Source organism: Streptomyces sp. NRRL S-646 (assembly GCF_000720765.1).
In the GTDB taxonomy this organism is placed as follows: Bacteria; Actinomycetota; Actinomycetes; order Streptomycetales; family Streptomycetaceae; genus Streptomyces.
In genome coordinates, this window is record NZ_JODC01000024.1 from 1 (window position 1) to 22,360 (window position 22,360).

Here is a 22,360-nt window from a genome sequence, read left to right on the forward strand (position 1 = left end):
ACGGCGAGCCCGATGTTCAACCCGACGTATCGGCACCGCCGTCCAAGCCATCCACACCCTCTTGACCTGCGACTATTCAGGATGAAAGAGGTTCACTGAGCGTGTTCCGCCGCGGAGGGTGTCGCCCCGCACGCCAAAACGAAGCTCCTCCACATGGCTACCGCCCTGCCGTTCAGCCGCAGAGACGTCTGATCAGCGGGGCGGCGCACCGGCTGTTCCACCAACAGCAGCAACGCGACCGGAGGCCGTTCGTCGACCAGCACTGGATTCCACTCCAACGCCAGCCCCGTCGCGACGTTCGCAGCCGGGGAGACCACAGTCCCCAGCAGAATACGACCACTCTGCGCCCCGCCCATGGGCACGTGGAGCCACGAGGGCGTCAACAGACTGACCGAGGCCAAGAAGCAAGGCCGTCCACGGACAGCGGTCGCTCGGATCGCCCATCGCCCCCTTGCGGGGCTGGGCGGCATCGCTCATCGATCTCGCTACCAGGCACCCAACCCCGGTACACGACGCGTGCCCACATCCACGAGAAAGTCCCGGGAACCCGCAGGTAGACACGCGAAATACCCAGACACGGGCAGAGGCTCTGGCCTGGCCGTACGACCAGGCCAGAGCCCAGCCAGCAGACGAGGCGGACATCGCCTCGCTGCAGTCATCAGCGCCCACACCCCGTTACGCGGCAGCGCATCCCCCGCCACCTCGCACGTTCCTCCCGGACGCATCAACCTGCTCAACCCGCGGCATCCCATCAGGATCAACCCTCGTAAGGAACGCTTGTGTTCACTAAGGCCGACTCGCCATGGCCCCTATTAGTGAACGGGAACGTTCACTACTTCGTTTCTGGGGGATCTCCTGTGACGCACGATCAGATTCAGACGCAGTCACCCGTGCCCGCCCCGCCGGGTCCAGCCAAGCGGTCGCCACACCCGGGCATCGCGCTCGCGGTCATCGCCGCTTGCCAGTTGATGGTGGTGCTCGATGCCACCATCGTGAACATCGCCCTGCCCCACATCCAGACCGCGCTGAACTTCTCCACGACCAACCTGACCTGGGTGGTCAGCGCCTACACCCTCACCTTCGGCGGTCTGCTGCTGCTCGGCGGGCGGGCCGGGGACATCCTCGGCCGCCGCCGGGTCTTCATCACCGGCATCCTGCTGTTCACCTTCGCCTCGCTCCTCGGCGGACTCGCCCAGGAACCCTGGCAGCTGCTGGCCGCACGCGTCCTGCAGGGCATGGGTGGCGCGATCGCGTCGCCGACCTCGCTCGCGCTCATCACCACCACGTTCCCCGAAGGCCCCGAGCGCAACCGGGCGTTCGGCATCTTCGCAGCCGTCTCCGCGGGCGGCGGCGCCATCGGACTCCTGGCCGGCGGGCTGCTCACGGACTGGCTCGACTGGCGCTGGGTGCTCTTCGTCAACGTCCCCATCGGCATCCTCATCGCCGCCCTCGCACCGCGTTACGTCAGCGAGTCGGAACGCCACCCTGGCCGCTTCGACCTCACCGGCGCGCTCACCTCGACGCTCGGCATGGTCGCGCTTGTCTACGGATTCATCAGGGCGGCGTCCGACGGCTGGCGTGACTCGCTCACGCTCGGTGCGTTCGGCGCGGCCGTGGTGCTGCTGGCCGCCTTCATGCTCGTCGAGTCCCGCGCCAAGGAGCCGATCACTCCGCTGCGGATGTTCGCCAACCGCAACCGCTCCGGCACCTACGTCATCATGATCAGCCTCGCCGCGGCGATGTTCGGCATGTTCTTCTACATCGTGCTCTTCGTGCAGAATGTGCTGGGTTACTCCCCGATCCGCGCCGGCCTCGCCTTCCTGCCCGTCACCGTGGTCATCGCGGTGGGCGCGGGGATATCGCAGCGGCTGCTGCCGGTGTTCGGCCCCAAGCCGTTCCTGATGACCGGCACCACCCTCGTCGCCGTCGGCCTGGCCTGGCAGTCCCTGATCGGCTCGGGCAGCTCGTACGTCAGCGGAGTGCTCGGCCCGATGCTGGTCTTCGGCCTCGGCATGGGACTCAACTTCGTCACCGTCACCGTCACCGCCGTCTCCGGCGTCGCCCCGCATGACGCGGGAGCCGCCTCCGCCCTGCTCAACACGACGCAACAGGTGGGCGGTTCACTCGGCCTGTCCATTCTGACCACCGTCTTCGGCTCGGCCAACCGCGACGAAGCAACCAAGCAGGTCGCTTCGTTCATGGCCAAGGCCACACCCGAGCAGAAAGCCGCGTTCGCCGAGTCCCACCAGCTGCCCGCCCCATGGAGCCACGAGGTACTCGCCCACGGCATCTCGACCGCCTTCATACCGGCCGCCGCCATGGCCGTCCTCGCATTCGCCGTCGCCACGGTCGTCATACGCGTCCGCAAGAGCGATCTGGAAGCCCTCAGCGGCACGGGCGGTCCCCAGGCCGCATAACCCTCGCGTGTCCCCCGACCACGGCGCCCGTGACCGATCGTCCCGCCCACGCGGGTTCGTCGGCCCACGGGCGCCGCGCGACGCCGCTGTCCCGGCCGTTCCCGCCGTCACACCATCGCCCCCAACCGAAACCTGATAACGCGCGTTGGAACGCCACCGGAGCCACCGAGTATGAGGCGGGCTGGAGTCGACTTCAACAGTCCTCCGCAACGTTCCCCAGTTCACAAGCCGTTTGCCCCGGAGGGGTAGGGCCCGCCCAACGGGGCTTCGACGTCTGGGAGGTCGGGCCAGAGCGTCGATGGAGCGCTGGAGGAAGTCCCTGACCCCCTTCGCCGTCAACGCATCGGAGGGCCGCCTCGAGGCCGTCGTGGGATGCCGGTCACCCTCAACTTCCCTTGCAGTCACGTCTCTACGCTAGGAGGGCAACCTCAGCGTGGACACGTCGAAGGTGCGTCTGGAGGCACAGAGCGCGACCCAAGAACCGTCCCGGCGCGGAGCGGCACTCATCCATACAGGATCGCCTCGACGGCATCACGGGCCGCTAGGTCGGTGGGCTTTCCCGATCCTCGGCCGGTCTTCGTGACAAACGGCTGGATGAGCGCCCACGCCTCATCGGGAGCCTCGGCCCAGGACCTGGTGCAGGTCCGGGGCCTTCTCGGCGAGAACGTCGATGCGTTCGTGCAGGTAGCGGTAGCCAATGGCCTGGGAGACGCCGGCGTCGCGGGCCAGGCAGTGCACGCAGCCGCGCTCGCGGAACCAGCGCAGGATCAGCACGTCCTGCCGGAACGGGCCCAGTGCACGGCTGCCTCGTGAGGTGCCGATGTGCCGTCGGTGCGCTGCGAGCAGGCGGGACAGGCACTCCACAACATGGCGCGGGACGTCGAGCGTGGCAACATGGGTGACCGACGTGAAGCCTCTGGTAGTTACGGACACGATCTTGTGGTGAGACCTGCCCGACCAGGGGTTCGCCGGGGGCGGACCCCCGTGCCCGTGATCCAGGTGGCGAGGGCTGCCGGGTCGGCGGCATTCAGGACCCCCGCGACAGCCCTCTGGCGGCGGTCGATCTCCTGCTGCAAGCGGAACGTCTGCGGCGGTGTGGCGGTGTCGGCGAGGGCCAGGCCGGCGATCCCGGCGGCGCCGATCGCGGCCGCTGAGGCCGTGACCTGTCCGAGGGAGCGGCGTCGGCTCGTGTCGAAGCGGGTGGGAGGGTGCCGACCTGGTGTGATTCGCGTGCCTGGACTTCCGATCGCGGTTACGGCTCTGTACACCGGGCTGCAGGGAGAATGCGCAGAGTGCGGGCACGGCAGAGTGCACGTTGTTCATCTCCGTCGGCCGAGGGGGATGCGAGGCAGACGGGATACGGAGAACGGGCGGGCCTTTCGGGCCCGCCCGTCGGATGTCCTTGGTCAGGCCCAGCAGCCGTTGACGGTCGCGGCGAGGCCGTCTTCTGCGTGGCGGATGTCGGTCGTCTTGGCGGTGGAGCCGTTCTCGATGAAGGAGAAGATCTTCCACTGGCCGTCGGAGCCCCGGGTGAGCCCGCTCAGCGCTATCGCGCCGGTCAGGGTGCCGGTCTTGGCCATCACCTTGCCGACGGCGCACTGGGAGTCCGGTGTGTCGAAGCGGTCCAGCGCGGTGTCGAGCGTGGAGCCCGCCTCGCCCGCGACCGGCAGGCCGTCGATGACGGGCTGCAGGATCATGCGGTTTCGGGGGTCGGCGTCGGTCTCCAGGATCTGGGCGACGGTCTCGGCGGAGATCCGGTCCTCGCGGGAGAGACCGCTGCCGTCGTAGAGCTTGAAGTTCTCCAACGAGATGCCGTAGTTCCGCAGCACCTCGGTGACCACCTCGGAGCCGGCCTCGAAGGTGGCGGGGCGGCCCGTGTGCAGCGCGGTCATCCGCAGCAGGGACTCCGCGATCTGGGCGTCGCTCTTCTTGAGCATCCGGTGGACAGTGTCAGCGACCGTCGGGGACTGGTGGACGGCCAGCGGGAGGGCCTGCCCGGGGTGGACCGTACCGCGAGTGATGCTGCCGGTGACGGTCAGGCCCTTGGCGGTGAGCTGCTTGGCGAAGACCTGGCCCGCGTCGAGCGAGGTGTCCTGGGTGAAGTTCTCGTCGACCGAGAGCGCGCGCACCGGCGGGATGACATCGGTGAAGTAGCTCGGATCCCAGCCCTGGGCCAAGGAGGGCTCCGGGAAGAGGCTGTCGTCCACCTGCACCTGGACCGACTTCACCCCGGCGTACTGCAGGTGGGAGACCACGTCGGCGGCCATGGAGGTCAGGTCGGCGGTGCTCAGCAGCCGGTCGCCGCCGCCCACAAGGGTGACGACGCCATCGTGGTAGAGGGCCCTGGTGCTGAAGCGGTGGTTCGGACCGAGGACGGTCAGCGCGGCGGTGGCGGTGGCCAGCTTGGCGTTGGAAGCCGGCATCAACACGGTGTCCCCGTTGTGGTTCCACACCGTCTTGCCGCTCGCCTCGTCGATGACGAGGCCGCTGAACGTCGAGTTGGTGAAGGCCGCGTTCTGGACGCGGGTGTCCAGGTTCTTGGCTATCTGCTCGTCCGCTGAGTCGGCGATGTGGTCGGGGGCCGTTGCGGTCGTCGGCTGATCGGCGGCGAAGGCGGAGCCCTGGCCGAGGAGCATGGCGGTGGCGACCGGCGCGCTCGCAGCGACGACGAGGGCACGGCGTACCGCCACGCCGGCGGGCTTGGGCTTACGGTGACGGCCTGTGGAACTGGACACGTGGAATCTTCCCGAAGTGATGTGGGGGGGTTGGGGGTTGAGCAGACAGTCAGGTTGAACTCATAGAGTCCGCGAACTGTACTTGACTGTTGAAGTACCTTGTCCTGCGGTACTTGCATGGAGGCGGGCCGGCTCCCAGGGGGCAGGTGATGCGAGGGCGGGTGCGTGCGCTGCCGCGCAGGAACCGTCCGCATCCCGCCGTTTCACCTCGATGTCCGCAGGTGTCAGGAAGGGTCCGGCATCGGGATGCTCCACCTGGATCTGCGGGGCCACGACCTGGTCGGCCGTCGAATCGTTGCGGTGGATAACCGTGAACAAATGTGAGCCCGGACCCGGAGGGGACCCGTTATACCGACCGGCGCGGCCATAAACGCCAAGGGCGCTGCCGCGAGACGGCAGACGGTCAAGGGTGCGCACGCAGAACTCCTGGTGTGATGGCGTCTGCATGCAGCCTTTCCTCTCTTGCAGATGAAAAGTGCCGTCCGATGCGGCCAGCCGCTCCTGATTGCTTCTTTCGGTGGCAGCTGATAAACGTCGGGCATCTCCTCACGAACACGAGTCCACCCCTGGCCATACGTCGAGGCACCTGGACGGGCCAGAGCCTGCTGCCACCTACGATGACAGGCGGGGGGTTGATTTCCACCCCACTTCATAGGTGCAATCAATCTCATCGCACACCGGAGAGCGCGGCGGATATACGGTGAGATAGCGATACAAAGCAGACATCCCACACTGTGGTCGTGGTCGAAGGCCTTCCATTCGTTGTGAACTTGGGCCGGCCCTGCGGGGGGGGGGCTGCCGAGCCGGGCGGGATATCCAGAAAGACCGGCTCCGCAATAAAGGTCGTGCGCGTTTGCCACGACGTGAGCTCATTCTCCCGGTCGGTGGATAAACCGGCCGGAGAGCACATATTTCTTCCGTGCACGAAATTGACGCTCCTTGACCTCGATCGTTCATGATTCCTCGTCAGTGTGCTGACGGGGACTTCATGTTTGCGAGGTGTGGTCATTTCGGGCCTGGGGCGGGTTGATGGCCCGGTTGTCGCCTCGGGTGGGCGCCGGGTTCCGCTTACCGGTGTGGTGGTGCGGATCGTTGGGGCGGTCGGTGTGGCTGGTCAGCCGGGGATCGGCAAGGCATTGAGTCGGTCGACTGCCCGGGTGATCTCATCGGTCCAGGGCCATTGCGTGGTGAAACGGAGCCGGCGGCAGCGACCGGTGTTCACGAGCTGAGCGGCGGAGGAGAACAGCCGCGGGCGGAGCTTCTTGGGTTCCCGGCGGCGGGTCTTGCCGGTCAGAGCGAGCATCGGCATCCAGGGAGGTCGAGTGCGAGGGAGACGATCTCCAGCCGAATCCGGTTCTGTGCGGTGTCGTGCAGGGGCAGGTTGCGCAGTCCGGTGTCGCGGGCGCCTCGTGTGCGGTCCTCACAGCGGGCCCGCCGGCAGGGACACAGTTCACCCCCGAGGTCGGGCCGTCCCATCGCTCGTTCTACCGACCGTTCGCCGCTCAGCCGCGTTCATGCCAGGCTCGGAGTGCGTTCCCAGTCGGAGGCGATCCTGTGCCGGCTCGGGCACCCGGAAGCCTCGGGCTCCACCGGCGGCGCGGGGAGCCCGAGGGTGGGGCGCGCTGTGAGGAGGGGGCAGCTGTTGATGTTCGGACCGTGGGGAGCGGGTCCGGAGCCCGGTGGGTGTCCTCGCTGAGCGTGGCCCCGCAGCCGGGTTCCCTCCACTCGACGTGGACACGGTCAAGGGGCTCGATGTTCATGCCCTTGACGGGGACGGTGACGGGGCCGCACTGGTGAACTGGACGGAGCCGGACGAGTTCCCGCCGGGTACCCCTGCGCCTGGACGCAGGCCGCGCCGGCGCCGATCTTCCGGCGGCTCACGGCGGCTCACGGCGGCTCACGGCGATATGGTTCGGTCGGGTCGACCGATCCGGGGTGGTCAGGCCTACCGGCAGGCGCTCGGGTTGCCGTCCGTCCAGCCGTTGTCGCTGCACACGGACAAGCGCGGGTTGTCGATGCGGACCAGAATCCGGGAGAACGTCCCGCCACTCGGTGCGGGTCCGTTGTATGAGGCCGTGTAGCCGACGCCCCCGACCTTGGTGCCCTGGCACGCACGGTCGTTGTAGGCGTCCAGTTCGAACTGGTTGCCCTCGCTGAGCTGCACGCCCGTGTCGATATTGTTGTTGCGGTCGGTGACAACCTTGCAGAACGAGCCCGTGCCGGGCACGGTGATCTTGATGCTGTTGGTCTGGCCGGGAAGGCTGACCGGCCCGCCCTGGACGAAGACCGGAATGAGCGATCCATCGGAGTTGCTCAGCGCGGCATAGGCGGAGCCGCCGGAAACGGCGAACATACCCAGGCCCGCTCCGCCTGCGATGAGCAGCGCCAGGGATTTTTCGAGAAAACGCTTCATGGGTCGTGCAGATGTCGACACGATGGTTCCTTTCCATGCGTGACCATGACCGCGTGCCTGGTGGCGAGCGGTGGTGCACGAGAAGGATTTCCGCGAGGAGTCCTGAAAAATAGAGTCATATGCCCTCAACTCCTGGCAATGCACACCCGATTGCCCCTCATCGACCAGATGGACCTGCCTGCGGGGACGGCATACGGCGACTGGCTACGGCAGCAGCGCGAGGTGGCGCGCAGCACGACGAACCTGGCCTGGTCCGGCGGATTCAAGCCCGCTTACGCTCTCGTGCTGCCATTGCAGGCAGGGTGACCCACGCGACGAGTGCCGCCGCGGCACCAGAAAGACCCCGCATGAGCTGACTGCTATCCGTACCGAATCGCGACCAGGAGAGGGGACCTGACGCTGATCTGGCGGCCGGGAGAGGGCGATGCGCCTCTCCCACAGCCTGAAGGCCGGCCCGCCCCCCTCCCCCGCAAGGATCGATCCACGACAGCGCCTGCGGAAAAGATCTTCGGCGGTGACGCTCTCGAACTGACCGCCGGCGACGGAGCCGGGACGGACGAGGAAACCACGGTCGTGCGCGAACTCCTCCTGTGGCGCTGGACCTCTGGGAACAGGCCGCGCGTGAATCCGGCGCCGACTGATCGAATCTACGAGTCTTCCGTCGGCACGGTCTGGCCGATGAGCAGGACGCCTTCGCGGGCACGGGTGACGGCCGTGTAAGCAGGTTGCGCTGGAGCAACATCGGCCCGGCACGCGGAAGAGGTCGCGGGGAACGGCCGCTCCGACATGAGGTCGTTGTCGTGCACGTTGGGGGCAGGTCCCCCCCCGGAGGACGATGCTCTCCCCGAGCTGGAGCCTCCCGCGCAGGGGAAGTCATCGGCATGGGCGCTCGGCAGCGAGCCGAGGGGGCCGGCGACGGTGGCGAGGAACGCGAGCATGAGCGCGGTCAGGGCGGACCCGATGGTGTACGTGCGGGGTTGCTGTCGGGCTCTCCTCGGGGGAGGACGTTGTTCGGCGCCCGCCTCCCATCAGAAAAACATATTCCGACGTCGGGGCTCGACGCAGCGAGGGCCTCCGGCGGCACAAGGGGGAAGCGTGCCGCCGGAGGCTTTGCGGCCCGTCGGCCGACACAGGGGGAAGCATGCCGCCGTCGGGCTCTTGGTGCTCGCTCACCGAGCCACCGGGCGCGGTCGGCGCCGGGGGTTCCGGCTGGCGGGACCTACATTTCCCGGCGCGGCGTTGATCCGCACCCCGGTTCGATCACGAAAATCAACCGCCGGGGAGTGGACGCCTGGTGCTGTGACCGGGAAGGTTCACCGGGTTGTGGATTTCGCGGCGTTGGTCAGCGAGCACCGCACCGGGTGACGAGCGATCCGCCGCCTCCCGGCCGGGATGAACATGGGTGGTGTGGGAGTTGGGTGTGGCGACAGGTCAGGTGATCGTCGTGTCGCCACCGTACTGCCGCCGAAAGGCAACCTCATACCCCTGCTGCGCCTCGGCGTCTCCCTGCAAACCGCTGGCCGCTCGACGACGGAGCCGGCGTGCTCCGCGCCGCGGAAGTCAGCGACGTCCGGCGCCGCCTGCATGACCTCGCCGGCGGCGGGGGAATCGCTGACCGCCTGACGCTCGCTTCGGCTGCGTTCCTCACCCCGCCCGGTATCCCCGCGGCGGTTCCCCCACCGGGGCGACCACTCAGGGGCGCTGCACCCACCGCAGCGAGCGTCGCCGACGACCTCAGGCAGCTCGCCGAGGCGGGGCTCACCGATTGCACCCTGTGGCTGCCAGTCGCGGCTGAGCACGTCGGGAAGGCGATGGAGTGGGTCGCAGCCGAGGTCACCCCGCGATTCACCTGATGGCGTGGGTGGAAAGGTCCCCGGGATGATCAAGCTGTCGCGTCGAGGGGGCGTCGCCCCAGCGGATACCCCTCTCGCTGGGGATGCAGGCGCGTTCCTCGCGCTGGGCGGCGAGTACTTCGGGGTGGCGGGTGTTGTTGTCGCGCCATCGAAGGCAGGCGTGCAGAGCCCGGGTTTGGATGGTGTGGTCGGGGTGGTGGGAGTTGGCGAGGGTGAACTGCCGCAGCGGTCCGAAGTGGGCCTCGATCGGGTTGGCCCAGGAGGCATAGGTCGGGGTGAAGCACAATTCGACCTTGTTCTTCTTCGTCCAGCGGCGGATGTCCGCGCCGGTGTGGGCGGAGAGGTTGTCCACAATGATGTAGATCGGGGCGCCGTCGGGCCAGGCGGCTGATCGACTTCAGCGCGGCCAAGGTGTTGGCGGTGCGTTTGCGGCGGCGGTCGACGCCCCACAGCGTGTCCTCACGGACGGAGTGGCAGCCGTGGAAGCAGGTGACGCCGTGGGTGCGACGGCGGCACCGCCCAACCAACCGCTCCAACGGCCAACCCGGCGAACCTTCCCGGCCAGGGCACCTGGCAGCCACGAATGAATCACGTTCCCCTCGGGCTTTACCGGGATATTGCGTCGATGTCACCGGAACCACATCGGGGGCGGAGAACGTCAGCTGCTACGGCAGGGGGGCTCCCCCGCAATGCCGTTCGCGCCAGTCATGTTCCGTCGGAGGTGGGACCCGATGGGTCGTCCCGAAAGACCTGTGGACCCCGAGGCCGGTCCCGTCCAGCGGCTCGCGCACGAGCTGCGGGAACTACGACGCACCGCCGGGGGCCCGTCCTACCGGACCATGGCCAAGACGGCCGGCTTCGCACCGACAACGTTGTCCCAGGCGGCGACCGGTGAGCGGCTGCCGTCCTGGGCCGTCGTCGAGGGCTACGTACGGGCCTGCGGGGGTGATCCCGCGGAGTGGGAGCCACGCTGGAAGGAAGCCGGGACGGCGACCGCCGGCGAGGTCCGGGAGGACGAAGCGGAGGCGGCACCGCCGTACCGGGGTCTCGCCCGCTTCGAACTCGACGACCGGCACCTTTTCTTCGGCCGTGACCGGATCACCGAGGACCTGAGGCGGCTCGTGTGCGAGCAGCGGCTGGCCGTGCTGTTCGGGCCGTCCGGCAGCGGCAAGTCCTCGCTGCTGCGGGCCGGGCTGCTGCCGCGGCTGCGGGAGGCGATGGCCGAGAACGGGAATCCGGCGGTGCTGCGGGTGCTGACCCCCGGGGCGCGACCGGCCGGGACATACGGCCACCTCCTCGCCCCCGCCGAGGACGAGCCGGAGAGCTGGGTCGTGGTCGACCAGTTCGAGGAGGTCTTCACCCTGTGCCGGGACGCCGAGGAGCGGGCCCGCTTCATCGAGATGCTGCTGTCCGCCCGCGACCCGGACAGGCGGCTGAAGGTGCTCATCTCCGTACGAGCGGACTTCTACGCCCGCTGTGCCGAGCACCGGGACCTCGCGGACGCGCTGGCCCATGCCGGTCTGTTGCTCGGTCCGATGACGGCCGACGAGCTGCGCGAGGCGGTCGTCAAACCGGCGCAGGAAGTAGGGCTGCTGGTCGAACGGGAGCTGACCGCGCGGATCATCGAGGAGGTGGACGGTAGGCCCGGCGGGCTGCCGATGCTCTCGCACGCCCTGCTGGAGACGTGGCGGCGGCGCAGGAGCCGGTTGATGACCCTGGCCGCATACGAGGCCGCCGGCGGGGTGAGCGGCGCCATCGCGGCGACCGCCGAGGAGGTGTACGGGCAGCTGACCCCGGATCAGGCGCGCACCGCACGGCATCTGCTGCTCCGCATGGTCGAACCGGGGCAGGGCACCACCCCCGACACCCGGCACCCGCTGCCCCGGGCCGAGCTCCAGGACCACCCGAATCCGGACGTGGGGCTGGTGGCGGACCGTCTTGCCCGGGCCCGTCTGGTCACCACCGACGAGGACGGCGTCCAGCTCGCCCACGAGGCACTGATCACCTGCTGGCCGCGGCTGTCCGCGTGGATCGAGGAGGACCGCGAACGGCTGCGTCACCACCGCCGGCTGACCGAGGTGGCCCACGCCTGGCAGGAGCACGGCCGCGACCCCGGCGCCCTGTACCGGGGTACCGCACTCACCCGTGCCGAGAAACTCTTCCCGGACGGCGACCTGCTCACCGCGACGGAACAGGCCTTCCTCGCCGCTGCGCTCGACGCCCGCGACGCGGACCAGCGGGCCGCCGTCCGCACCGCCCGCCGGTCTCGCGCACTGCTCACGGCCCTGTCCGCCGTCCTGGTCACCGCGCTGGTGGTGAGCCTGGTCGCCTGGAGCCAGCACGTCGACAACGTGCGACAGGCCACGAACACGGCCGCCCGCCGCATCGCCTCCGTCGCCGACGCCCTGCGCACCACCGACCCGCGCACCGCGATGCTGCTCGGCGTCGCCGCCTGGCGGGTCTCCCCGCTGCCCGAGTCCCGCCGCGCCCTGCTGGGCTCGCTCGCCCAGCCCGAACAGGACGCCTTCACCGACCCGGTCCCCGGCGTCGGGCCCCGCCGCTTCCTCGCCGACTCCGGCCGTATCCTGCTCGACGTCGCCTCCAGCCACTGGGTGACCTGGGACGTGGTCACCCACAAGAGAACCGGGGCAGGCACGGTGCCGCCGGGCGTCGTGCTCGACGCAGCCCCGGACGGCCGCGTCCTCGTCATCTCCCAGCACGTCGGCGTACGGCTGTGGGACACCCGGACGAGCCGTTGGACGGGGCCTGCGAGACCCATGCCGGAGTGGACGACGGTCGGCATCGGCAACGGCAGCGCGGTGGTCCGGGACACGGACGACGGCCGGGTACAGGTGCGTTCCGTCGGTGACGGCAGCGTCCTCTTCGAGACCCGGTCGCCCGGTGATCTGGCGCCTGTGCTGAGCGCCGACGGCCGGTCCGTCGTGGTCTGTCCCGCCGCCGGCGCACCGCAGGTCTGGGATGTCGCCGGCCGCCGCAGGCTGCCTGGCGCATGGGAGAACACCTCCGGCCTGTGCAAGACGGTCGATCCGGTCACCGGCGTGAAGTACGCCGACGCGAGGGTGAGCCTGAGCGCCTCCGGCGACCGTCTGCTGTCCATGTCATCGGCGGGCGTCCGCGTCTGGAACACCCGCACCGGCCGCCAGGAGGCCGATGTGAGTGATTCCGGCGTGCGGTACGCCTCCCTGAGCGCCGACGGCGCCTTTCTGGCGACAGCGGACGACAGCGAGGTGCGGGTCTGGCGGCTGTCGGCCCCCGACGGCCCGGTGTTCCGGCGCGCCCTGAACAACCAGCAGCCGTACGGCGGCCTGGCCTGGGACCCCTCGCGTCCGGTCCTGCGCTATCTGGAAGGCAGTACGGTCCACTCCCTCGACCTGGGCACGGCGGTCACATCCGCCTGGAAGGACCGTCCCTTCGACAAAGTCCTGCTGAGCCCGGACGGTCGCACCCTCGCCACCGCCCGACTCTCCGGGTCCCGTTACACCGTCCAGCTCCGCTCCACCCGCGACGGCCACGTCCTGCGCACCCTGCCGACGCCGGCGCTCCCGGTCTCCCGCGCCCCCCGCCGGCCGGTCGCCCCGTCGGACACCCTGCCGTTGCTGGCGTTCGACGGCGACGGCACGGCGTTCGCCTACGGTGTCTCGGCACCGGGCAACCAGACGTCACCACAACGTCTGACCGTCTGGGACATACGGCACGACCGCGCACGCGCCGAGCTGGACCTGGCGACCGCCGCGACCGGCCCCGTGGTGAACCTGGCTCTCGGCCCGTCCGGCCGTACCGCCTATGCCGCCCGGGTCAGCCCCTCCAGCGACCTGGCCATCGAGGCCTGGGACACCGCACGCGCCCGCCGCACCCGGGTGCTCACCGGCGTGTCCGGCCTGTCCGGCCCGGCGCTCGCCGTCAGCCCCGCCGGACGCCTCCTGGTCGGGGACAACCGCACGGCCACCCTGCCTTCGGGGCAGATGACCGAGCGGGACCTCGTTCTCGGCAGCCAGGCCGGCGCCTTCGCCTTCGGCGCCGACGGCTCTCGGCTGGCAGCAGGCGATGGCGCGGGCAGGGTCGCCCTGTGGGACGGACGGCTCCGACAGCGCTCCGGCGTCCTGCGCAACGTCTTCCCCGCCTCGCTCGGCCCCACCCCGCAATCGGTGAGTGCGCTGGCGTTCAGCCCCGACGGCCGCACCCTGGCCGTCGGCGGCGACGCGGGCACGCTCCAGCTGTGGGACACAGAGACCCAGCAACCTCTCGGCGACCCGCTGACCACGCCCGGCGACCCGGTCGGCTCCCTCTCCTTCAGCCCGGACGGCACGACCGTGTACGCGGCCGGCGCGCACGTCCCGCTGCAGCGCTACCTCATCGATCCGGTCCGGGCCGTCGCCGAGGTCTGCGCCCGCGCGGGGCACGCCGATCTGACACGGGCGCAGTGGCGGACGTACGTCGGCGACGTGCCATATCAGAGGGTTTGCGGCCAGTGATGCGGCAGCTCGGGCTCGGGTCCGGCCACGCCCTCCACGGCATCGCCCGACAGACGCCCCGACGCCATGAAACGGACGTACGTCGGCGACGCGCCGTATCAGTGATTTACCGCCAGCCATGCGGCAGCTCAAGCCCAGGTCCGGCCACGCCCCCTCCCCGCTGATTCTCAGGTGCGCGCCCCGCCCTCGTAGTCCCCCTGGGCCGATACCAGGCGGGAGGAGGGGAGGGCAGGACGGTGTCGGCCGATGGTCCGCGGCTGGGCCACGAAGGTTTGAGGCAAGCTGAGCGGGTCCGGCAAAGGCCGGTGCGGTACGGCAGCGCTCCGAAGGGGCGCGGGGCGGTGTTGATTTGCGGCTCCGCCACGGGGCGCGACCAGCCACGACGGCGCTGTCGACGGCCGACGGCACTCCCGGCGGAGCGCTCAGGGCTTGCCCGGCCGATCATGCGGATCCTGCAACGCCGATGATGACCCCCTGGATACCCGCCGACTGTCGCTGAATCACAGTAGCCCGAGACCCGTTCGGGGCTCGCTCAGTCGGCGTCGGGTCTCTGCTCCGCCGTGGTGTCGTAGGCGGCGCGGGCCTCGGCGATGGCGGCCCGATGCCGCTCGGCCCGGCCCGCCAGCCCGGTCAGCGACGCGTGCAGCTCCCGGACCATGGGCGTGAGGCTGTACTCGACCTTGGGCGGCACGGTCGGATGCACGGTGCGAACGAGTGGTCCGTCCCGCTCCAGCCGGCGCAGGTTGAGCGTGAGCATTCGGCGGCTGATGCCATTGATGGCGCGTTCGAGTTCGGTGAAGCGAACCGGGCCGTGAGCGGCGGCGATCAGGATCCCGATGCTCCACTTGCCCGCCACACGGTCGAGCACCTCGGTGACCGGACAGGCTTCGTCCCTCAGCGCTTCGGTAACACGGGTGATGCCGGCGCTGCCGCGAAGTGCCCGGAATTTGGCCGCCCTGGCAGATTGCTCTCGCGGTCATCAAGACCAACCAGCCCACCGCCTGCGTCCAGCTCTCCGCCCTGCCCTGGACCTCAGTCAAGGTCCAGCACACCGCCTCCGCCACCGCCCGCGGCCGCCGCGAGTCCCGCTCGATCAAAACCTGCGCCATGGCCGGCAGGGCTGCATCGCTTTCCCTCACGCCCACCTCGTCGTCCGGGTCCACCGCCGCCGCAAGCCCACCGGCCAGCCCGAAATACGCGAAAGCGTCTACGCGGTCGCCAGCCTCGCCGCCCCGTCAAACCCGCCCCGCCGACCTTGCCGCCGCCATTCGCGGGCACTGGGGCATCGAAATTGCCCCCCACTACATCCGAGATGTCACGTTCGCCGAGGAAGCCTCGACCATTCACGCCTCCACCGCACCCCGCGCCATGGCCACCATCCGCAACCTCGCCATCGGCACCCTGAAGCTCCTCGAAGCCGACGACCTCGCCAAGACCCGAGCCATCCGCCACGAACCCGAACGAGCACTCACCATCCTGGGCATCACCAACGACCAGAACGCTCAGGGAACTTGATCCAGCCCTGGAGGGAGTCACCTCGGAGTTGTTCGATCTCATTCATCCGGGTTGATGAACAACTCACCTCCCTCAAGAATCCTTCATGCCCGGCGGTGATCTCTCGTCTTTCGGTCCTGGCACCGTGACAGCACGTCAACGCTCTCGGGCCCCCGTCAACCCGCACCTCACCGGAGCGCAGCGCGGGCGGATTTTCCGGAACGTTTGTCGCAGCGCCCGTTACTGGCCCCTGCTGCTGCATCAAAGCGTTCAAAAGAAACTCAGGAGAACTTGAAATGCATCCCCGATGCCCACAGGGCAGTCACGGCCAGCGGATCTCCAGGATTCCCGCGTCATGATGCCGACGATCGACGGAGATCTGCGGGCACAGCTTCTGCGACGTCCTGCAACCGAGCGCCTGCAACATCCATCCTGGTACCTCACATGTCGCTCCGAAGATCACGGAAAGGCCAGGCGAATCCGCTGCCCGGGGCTAAGCAGCTTCCCGATCACCCAAAAGCGGTCCGGCACGATCACACACGTTCCCCGTCCCATGCCGGGTCAACATCCGCCTCACAGCGTAGGACCTTTCCACCACCGGAGAAAATGATGTCGTGTGGTTCTCGATTTCAGGGTTCCCCTTTATCCATCGGATCACTGGCGATCGTCGTGGTCAGCCGCCACGGAACCAGGCCACCCCTACTCTCCGGGACCGACTGCCGCGTGATCCGCAATCCCTGTGAAATAAGGGAAAGTGATCAAGTGTTACTTTTCTATGGATCCGGCATGGGGAGAGAAGTACGGCGCTTTTCGGCCGAGTCGAGAGGCAAAGTTCTTCCCGTAGTGGTGTTGGCGCCCGAGCTCGATTGGGGTGATGTGTCCAGGGCGCTGAACCATGGAGCTCTCGGTTATCTACTGGAAAACGAGTACGGCTGCCTGGTGATGGAAGCTCTTATCTGCGCTTCTACGGGCACGAGCATTCTCGACCCCGAAATCGCCGCCGAGCAGATCAGAGCTGCCCGCGGAACAAGGATCGGACCGAGTGACCGGGGGCATACGGGAACAGGAGCCCGCAGGACAGCCGATTCGCCGAGACTGCTCACCGAGCGAGAACGTCAGGTCATGGATCTACTCGCCTCCGGCACGACAATCAGAGCTATTTCAAAAAAGCTATCCCTGACGGAAAAGACAGTCCGAAACTATCTCAGCCGCATTTACGTGAAGCTCGAAGTGCACAGCCAGTCGGAAGCGATACTGCGCTGGCTCGGGCTCTTGCGTCCCCGAGTCCACGCAAGGGACATTGGTGATGCCGAGCGGAGTGAGCGGTGGCCGTGAAGTCGCAGGGTGGAAGTTGTGGCGGATCTCCTGCCGGTCCCGGTGCAGCCCTCATCGAACGTCATCAATCTCCGCGGCTGTCCCCACCTCGGAGCGGCAACGCCGGAAGGCTCACTGTCCCGGTGGTCGCGATTCCGCATCGCGACCACCAGGTTTTTCTCATCGCCGGAGAGCGTGAAACGCCTTAGTTCACGTTCCACGTCTGGGAGACGTCATCCGGCACAACTCGGCTGAACGAGGCAGCGGAGTTCCAGTCGCCACAGCCGGGCTTCCGGTACATGTCGAAGTGAACGTTGTCACCACTGTTCACCGACACCGTCGTGGCGATCAAGGTCGTTCCGCGAGAGGCCGCAAAGCAGGCGTCGGTGCCGTTCGTGGGGTCGGTGACAGCCACCGATGCCGCGTCGGGCGATATAAGGTTGCCGTTGATCGCAATGCGAGAAGTGGTTGCCGCGGATGCCGGTGCGGCAGCCATGGCAATGGCCAGCAGCGTCGCCGCTCCGGTAGCGGAAGCGACGGCAACAATGCGGCTCGGATTCTTGAAGGAACGCATCAGTAGTCCAATTCTACGAGTTGGTGTTTCCCGTTCAGACCCTATTCCAGCCGGAAACCGGGAACGCGGGTGATCCTGCTGCCCGAGGCAATGCATCAGGCGATGCCCAGCAATCCATCCCGCCCGATCAGGAACAGCCATGGTCGGTAATCTTGAAGGACACGGAATGACCTCTTTCCCCGGCCGAGACTTCATCGTTCGAATCTCTCCGGTTCAGCAGAATCACGATCGTGTTGTTATGGATTATGAGTGCGAAGAGAAGACGCTGATAGAGTCATTTACCTCTGGTGATCTTCAACACGCGACACAGGGAGGAGGGCGGTGCGGACGCCCTGCGCTCGATGGGACCGGCTTCGGTGGAACGGCTGAACTCCCGGCAATGCCCAGGATGGTGAGTGCTCGTTCGGGTTCGTGGCAGATGGCTCGGGTGGTCTTGGCGATGTTGTCGGATCCGAGGGTCTTCAGGGTGCCGATGGCGAGGTTGCGGATGGCGGCCATGGCGCGGGGTGCGATGCCGGCGTGAATGGCCGAGGCCAACCTCGATCTTTCGCGAGGATCGGCGTGTTGAGTGAGATCACCACACCAACGCCGAGGGGCTTCGCCACGCCACCGCCCCTGACCAGCCCGGTTCACCCGACAACCCAGGATGAAAGAGGTTCACTGACCGGGCTGAGCAACCGCAAACTCATCCGCCGGCGCTCCGAGCTGGACGTACGTGATCATGATCAGCCTCGCCGCAGCGATGTTCGGCATGTTCTTCTACATCGTGCTCTTCGTGCAGAACGTGCTCAGCTACTCCCCCATCCGTGCCGGCCTGGCCTTCCTGCCCGTCACCGTCGTCATCGCACTGGGCGCAGGGATATCGCAGCGGCTCCTGCCGACATTCGGACCCAAGCCATTCCTGATCACCGGCGCCACTCTCGTCGCCATCGGCCTGGCCTGGCAGTCCCTGATCGACTCGGGCAGCTCGTACGTCGGCGGAGTGCTCGGCCCGATGCTGATCTTCGGCTTCGGCATGGGACTCAACTTCGTCACCGTCACCGTCACCGCCGTCTCCGGCGTGGCTTCACACGACGCGGGTGCGGCCTCCGCCCTGCTCAACGCGACCCAGAAGGTGGGCGGTTCACTCGGTCTGTCCATCCTCACCACCGTCTTCGGCTCGGCCGGCCGCGACGAGGCGACCAAGCAGGCCGCATCGTTCATGGCCAAGGCCTCACCCGAGCAGAAGGCCGCGTTCGCCAAGACCCACCAGCTGCCGGCCCCATGGAGCCACGAAGTCCTCGCACACGGCATCTCCACGGCCTTCATCCCGGCCGCCGCCATGGCCGTCCTCGCGCTCACCGTGGCCGCTGTCGTCATACGCGTCCGCAAGAGCGACCTGGAAGCCCTCAGCGGCGCGGGCGGCGCCCCGGCCGTGTAACCCCCGCTGGTCCCCCGATCACGGCGCCCGTGACCGAACACCCCGCCCACCACGAGGGCGTCGGCCCACGGGCGTCGTGCGGCGCCCCGGGCCGCGGGGACTGGGACGCCGCCGACCCGCCATCCCCGTCGCCACATGACGTCACACCGTCGACGCCAATCGGAACCTGATAACGCACGTTGGAACGCCACCGGACGCGACGATTGTGAACATCGCGCTCCCGCACATTCAAGACGCTCTGAAGTTCAGCACGACCGACCTCACCTGGGTCGTCAGCGCCTACACGCTCACCTTCGGCGGCCTGCTGCTTCTGGGCGGGCGCGCCGGTGACATCCTCGGCCGCCGCCGGGTCTTCATGACCGGCATCCTGCTGTTCACCTTCGCCTCGCTGCTCGGCGGACTCGCCCAGGAACCATGGCAGTTGTTGGCCGCACGCGTCCTGCAGGGCATGGGTGGCGCCATTGCGTCTCCCACCGCGTTGGCGCTCATCACCACCACGTTCCCCGAAGGCCCCGAGCGCAACCGGGCGTTCGGCGTATTCGCCGCCGTCTCCGCGGGTGGTGGCGCAATCGGTCTGCTGGCCGGCGGCATGCTCACCGAGTGGCTCAACTGGCGCTGGGTGTTCTTCGTCAACCTGCCGATCGGCATCGTGATCATCCTGCTCGCGCCGCTCTACATCAGCGAGTCCGAACGACACACGGGCCGCTTCGACATCGCCGGGGCCGTGGCCTCGACGGCCGGCATGGCGTCCCTCGTCTACGGCTTCATCCGGGCAGCGGACGACGGCTGGCGGGACAGCCTGGCCATCGGCTCCTTCGGCGCCGCCGTGGTCCTGCTGGTGGCCTTCGCGCTCATCGAGTCCCGGGCCAAGGAGCCGATCACTCCCCTGCGGATGTTCGCCGACCGAAACCGCTCCGGAACCTACGTGATCATGTTGAGCCTGGCCGCGGCCATGTTCGGCATGTTCTTCTACATCGTGCTCTTCGTGCAGAACGTGCTGGGGTACAGCCCGATCCAAGCCGGTCTCGCGTTCCTGCCGGTGACCGTCGTGATCGCGCTCGGCGCCGGTCTGTCCCAGCGGTTCCTGCCAGTGCTGGGGCCCAAGCCGTTCATGCTCACCGGCTCGGCTCTCGCGGTGATCGGACTGGCCTGGCAGACCCTCATCAGCTCCGGCAGCTCGTACGCCGGCGGAGTGCTCGGTCCGATGCTGGTGTTCGGCTTCGGCATGGGCCTGAACTTCGTGACACTCACCGTCACAGCTGTCTCCGGTGTCGCCCAGCACGAGGCGGGTGCGGCCTCCGGACTGCTCAACGCCACACAGCAGGTGGGCGGTTCGCTCGGCCTGTCCATCCTGACGACGGTGTTCGGGTCGGCCAGCAAGGACGAGGCGCAGAAGCAACTGCCGAAATTCCTCGCCAACGGTTCGGCGGAGCAGAAGGCAGAGTTCACCAAGACGCACCAGCTGCCCGGCACCTGGGGACACGAGGTGCTCGCCCAAGGAATTTCCATGGGCTTCGTGGCGGCCGCAGCCATGGCCGTACTCGCCTTCGGCACTGCCTGGTTCGTGATCCGGGTCCGCAAGAGCGACCTGGAAGCACTCGCCGGCACGGCGGGAGCGACAGCCGGCTGACCCGGCCGCCCCCGCATGGGGCCGCGGAGGGCCGGACCGAGTCCCGGGGACCGACGGCGAGGACGTCGGTCCGGCCCTCCGCAGACGTCCCACAGGGCACAGCGAGGTCAGGACCGAAAGCACCGCCCACTCGACCACGAACTGCACAACCACCCCCCGGACCCCTCGCGCGTCAGGTGCAGTCAACCCGCTCCTGCCTCACACGGCTGATGTCACAACAACGGACGGGCGGTCACGCAGAGTTCCCGCCAAGCACAGAGAGTTTCCAGCGGTCTGTCCCGGCAGACGCTGCACGGGGCCGCGGAGGATTCAAACCGACGGGGTCCGGACGTTCGGCACCCAGTCCGGCAGTGCCTCCGTCAGCCCAGCCCACTCGGCAGGCGGCAGGCCGGCCTTCCCGGCGGCGAGCACGCCGCCCACGATGGCGCAGGTGGTGTCCACGTCACCACCGACCTGCGCGGTCGTCCAGAACGCCTGCTCGAAGTCGCCGAGGGCCCGCGCGGCCGACCAGAGCGCGAAGGGCACGGTGTCATGGGCGGACGTACGCCGTCCGCAGCCCAGCACGGCCGCGACGGTGCCCGAGTCGGCGTAGTCGAGCATGTCCCGTGCGCGCCGCAGACCGGCGCCCACGGCGCTCTTCGGGACGAGGGCGACGACTCCGTCGAGGAGTGCCTCAGGGCTCGGCGGACCGCCGGGCGCAGCGACCAGCGCGGCGGCCGCGGCAACCGCCATGGAGCCGACGACGGCCTCCCTGTGCTGGTGCGTGGGGTACGCGGAGATCTCCGCCTGATGCGTCGCCTGTTCCGGGTCGTCCGCGTACCAGGCGCCCAGCGGGGCGATCCGCATGGCTGCTCCATTGCCCCAGGAACCCTGTCCGTTGAAAAGCTCGGCGGCCAGCTCGCGCCAGTCCTCGCCCTCTCGAACCAACCGCAGCAGACGATTGACCGCGGGACCGTACCCACGGTCGAAGTCGTGGTGGTGGGCGAAGGAATGCGCCAGGGCGTCCTGGTCGATGCGGTGATGGGCGGCCAGGACCGCGACCACGGAGCAGGCCATCTCCGTGTCGTCGGTCCACTGCCAGGGACCGGGCGGCAGCTCGCGACGCTTCAGCAGCGGATGGTTCACCGGTACGAAGAACTGCGAGCCCAGCGCGTCCCCCACCGCCAGTCCGCGCAGGCTGGCAAGGGCGCGGTCCAGGCGCCCGTCGTAGGAGGAGTCAGGGGTCATCGTTCTGCCACTCTATCCAGTGATTCCGTACGGTTCCGGATCACGCCAGCGCTCAAAAGGCCTGTCGAGCGCGTACTTGCCGTCGTCCCCGAGAACGAGCATCCGCATCTCCGCGTTCCCCGGATTCGACAGCGACTCGAATTCCGCGACCGTCCAGTGGAACCAGCGCATGCAGAACAGCCGCATGGCCAGGCCGTGGGTCACCAGCAGCACGTTGGACGGGTGGTCGGGGGCCTCGAAGCTGCGGTACAGACTCTCCAGGAAGCCGCCGACCCGGTCGTACACGTCGGCGCCGGACTCCCCCTGGGCGAAGCGGTAGAAGAAGTGGCCGTACGCATCCCGGTAGGCCTTCTGGAGGCGCACATCGTCGCGGTCCTGCCAGTTTCCCCAGTCCTGTTCGCGCAGCCGGGGCTCCTCCCGCACCCGTATGAGTTCGGGATCGAGATGGAAGGCGCGCAGGGTCTCGTGCGTACGGCGGTACGGCGACACGTACACGCTGACGCGCTCACGGCCGAAGACCTCGCGCAACCGCTTTCCGGTCTCCTCGGCCTGCTGCCAGCCCCGCTCGGTCAGCGCCAGCGCATGGTCTGGCTCCCGCTCGTAAACGGTGTCATCAACATTGCCCGTTGACTCCCCGTGCCGGACAAGGACGATGCGCCGTGGTCGTGCCATGCCAAAACCCTAGATCGGGTGACGGCCGATCGAGCACTCGTACGCCCCTCATACGGCGTAGGTCACACACTTCCTGCACCACTGACCACGCCAGGCCGCACGATTGACGCGTCCAGAT

General features: G+C 68.3%; 13 protein-coding genes and 5 pseudogenes. 9 read left to right on the forward strand and 9 right to left on the reverse strand.

Annotated features, from left to right (window positions below; all coding sequences use genetic code 11):
• Positions 1-85 (forward strand): annotated as a pseudogene (locus tag IH68_RS55825) (IS5/IS1182 family transposase); the annotation flags it as partial.
• A gap of 805 nt (positions 86-890) precedes the next feature.
• Entirely contained in the window at positions 891-2,417 is a 1,527-nt protein-coding gene (locus IH68_RS0142340) for an MFS transporter (RefSeq protein WP_030947155.1), read from the forward strand.
• Positions 2,418-3,026: 609 nt separating this feature from the next.
• Here IH68_RS0142340 and IH68_RS0142345 read toward each other — a convergent pair.
• The 4 genes and pseudogenes from IH68_RS0142345 to IH68_RS0142360 form a co-directional block, all read right to left on the reverse strand.
• Positions 3,027-3,350: a hypothetical protein gene (locus tag IH68_RS0142345; RefSeq protein ID WP_030947162.1), complete on the reverse strand. Its 324-nt coding sequence runs from the start codon at positions 3,348-3,350 to the stop codon at positions 3,027-3,029.
• A gap of 473 nt (positions 3,351-3,823) precedes the next feature.
• Positions 3,824-5,152 carry a D-alanyl-D-alanine carboxypeptidase/D-alanyl-D-alanine-endopeptidase gene (dacB, locus tag IH68_RS0142350; RefSeq protein WP_030947165.1) on the reverse strand — a complete coding sequence of 443 codons (1,329 nt, stop codon included), beginning with the start codon at positions 5,150-5,152 and terminating at the stop codon, positions 3,824-3,826.
• 1,114 nt (positions 5,153-6,266) lie between these two features.
• Positions 6,267-6,622: pseudogene (locus tag IH68_RS54330) on the reverse strand (transposase); the annotation flags it as partial.
• Positions 6,623-7,097: 475 nt separating this feature from the next.
• The gene (locus tag IH68_RS0142360; protein WP_030947171.1) at positions 7,098-7,565 is read right to left on the reverse strand and encodes a hypothetical protein; all 468 of its coding nucleotides are present in this window, start codon (positions 7,563-7,565) and stop codon (positions 7,098-7,100) included.
• 138 nt (positions 7,566-7,703) lie between these two features.
• Between IH68_RS0142360 and IH68_RS56765 the strand changes: the two genes are divergently transcribed.
• Together IH68_RS56765 and IH68_RS0142370 are read left to right on the forward strand one after the other, a co-directional pair.
• The gene (locus IH68_RS56765; RefSeq protein ID WP_159403829.1) at positions 7,704-7,871 is read left to right on the forward strand and encodes a hypothetical protein; all 168 of its coding nucleotides are present in this window, start codon (positions 7,704-7,706) and stop codon (positions 7,869-7,871) included.
• 1,235 nt (positions 7,872-9,106) lie between these two features.
• Positions 9,107-9,418 carry a hypothetical protein gene (locus IH68_RS0142370; protein ID WP_030947174.1) on the forward strand — a complete coding sequence of 104 codons (312 nt, stop codon included), beginning with the start codon at positions 9,107-9,109 and terminating at the stop codon, positions 9,416-9,418.
• On the opposite strand, the pseudogene IH68_RS50765 reads toward IH68_RS0142370, so the two are convergent.
• Positions 9,411-9,924 (reverse strand): annotated as a pseudogene (locus IH68_RS50765) (transposase); the annotation flags it as partial. The gene IH68_RS0142370 and the pseudogene IH68_RS50765 sit on opposite strands and share 8 nt — an antisense overlap.
• A gap of 225 nt (positions 9,925-10,149) precedes the next feature.
• On the opposite strand from IH68_RS50765, the gene IH68_RS0142380 reads away from it, so the two are divergent.
• Positions 10,150-13,911: a helix-turn-helix domain-containing protein gene (locus tag IH68_RS0142380; protein WP_030947176.1), complete on the forward strand. Its 3,762-nt coding sequence runs from the start codon at positions 10,150-10,152 to the stop codon at positions 13,909-13,911.
• A gap of 532 nt (positions 13,912-14,443) precedes the next feature.
• Here the strand turns inward: IH68_RS0142380 and IH68_RS0142385 are convergent.
• The gene (locus tag IH68_RS0142385; protein WP_420719033.1) at positions 14,444-14,779 is read right to left on the reverse strand and encodes a winged helix-turn-helix transcriptional regulator; all 336 of its coding nucleotides are present in this window, start codon (positions 14,777-14,779) and stop codon (positions 14,444-14,446) included.
• 68 nt (positions 14,780-14,847) lie between these two features.
• On the opposite strand from IH68_RS0142385, the gene IH68_RS50770 reads away from it, so the two are divergent.
• On the forward strand, positions 14,848-15,426 hold the full coding sequence (locus IH68_RS50770) for a hypothetical protein (protein ID WP_234341771.1): 579 nt from the start codon (positions 14,848-14,850) through the stop codon (positions 15,424-15,426).
• Positions 15,427-16,128: 702 nt separating this feature from the next.
• Positions 16,129-16,740, forward strand: coding sequence for a LuxR C-terminal-related transcriptional regulator (locus IH68_RS54335; protein WP_159403830.1), 612 nt, complete (start codon positions 16,129-16,131; stop codon positions 16,738-16,740).
• Between the two features lie 184 nt (positions 16,741-16,924).
• Here IH68_RS54335 and IH68_RS56770 read toward each other — a convergent pair whose 3' ends face one another.
• Positions 16,925-17,293, reverse strand: coding sequence for a hypothetical protein (locus tag IH68_RS56770; protein ID WP_159403831.1), 369 nt, complete (start codon positions 17,291-17,293; stop codon positions 16,925-16,927).
• A 703-nt stretch (positions 17,294-17,996) separates the two neighbouring features.
• On the opposite strand from IH68_RS56770, the pseudogene IH68_RS0142405 reads away from it, so the two are divergent.
• A pseudogene (locus IH68_RS0142405) lies at positions 17,997-18,713 on the forward strand (MFS transporter); the annotation flags it as partial.
• A gap of 193 nt (positions 18,714-18,906) precedes the next feature.
• A pseudogene (locus tag IH68_RS0142410) lies at positions 18,907-20,343 on the forward strand (MFS transporter); the annotation flags it as partial.
• A 309-nt stretch (positions 20,344-20,652) separates the two neighbouring features.
• On the opposite strand, the gene IH68_RS0142415 reads toward IH68_RS0142410, so the two are convergent.
• On the reverse strand, positions 20,653-21,570 hold the full coding sequence (locus IH68_RS0142415) for an ADP-ribosylglycohydrolase family protein (protein WP_030947187.1): 918 nt from the start codon (positions 21,568-21,570) through the stop codon (positions 20,653-20,655).
• 12 nt (positions 21,571-21,582) lie between these two features.
• Entirely contained in the window at positions 21,583-22,242 is a 660-nt protein-coding gene (locus tag IH68_RS0142420) for a histidine phosphatase family protein (RefSeq protein WP_030947189.1), read from the reverse strand.
• Positions 22,243-22,360 lie beyond the last annotated feature (118 nt).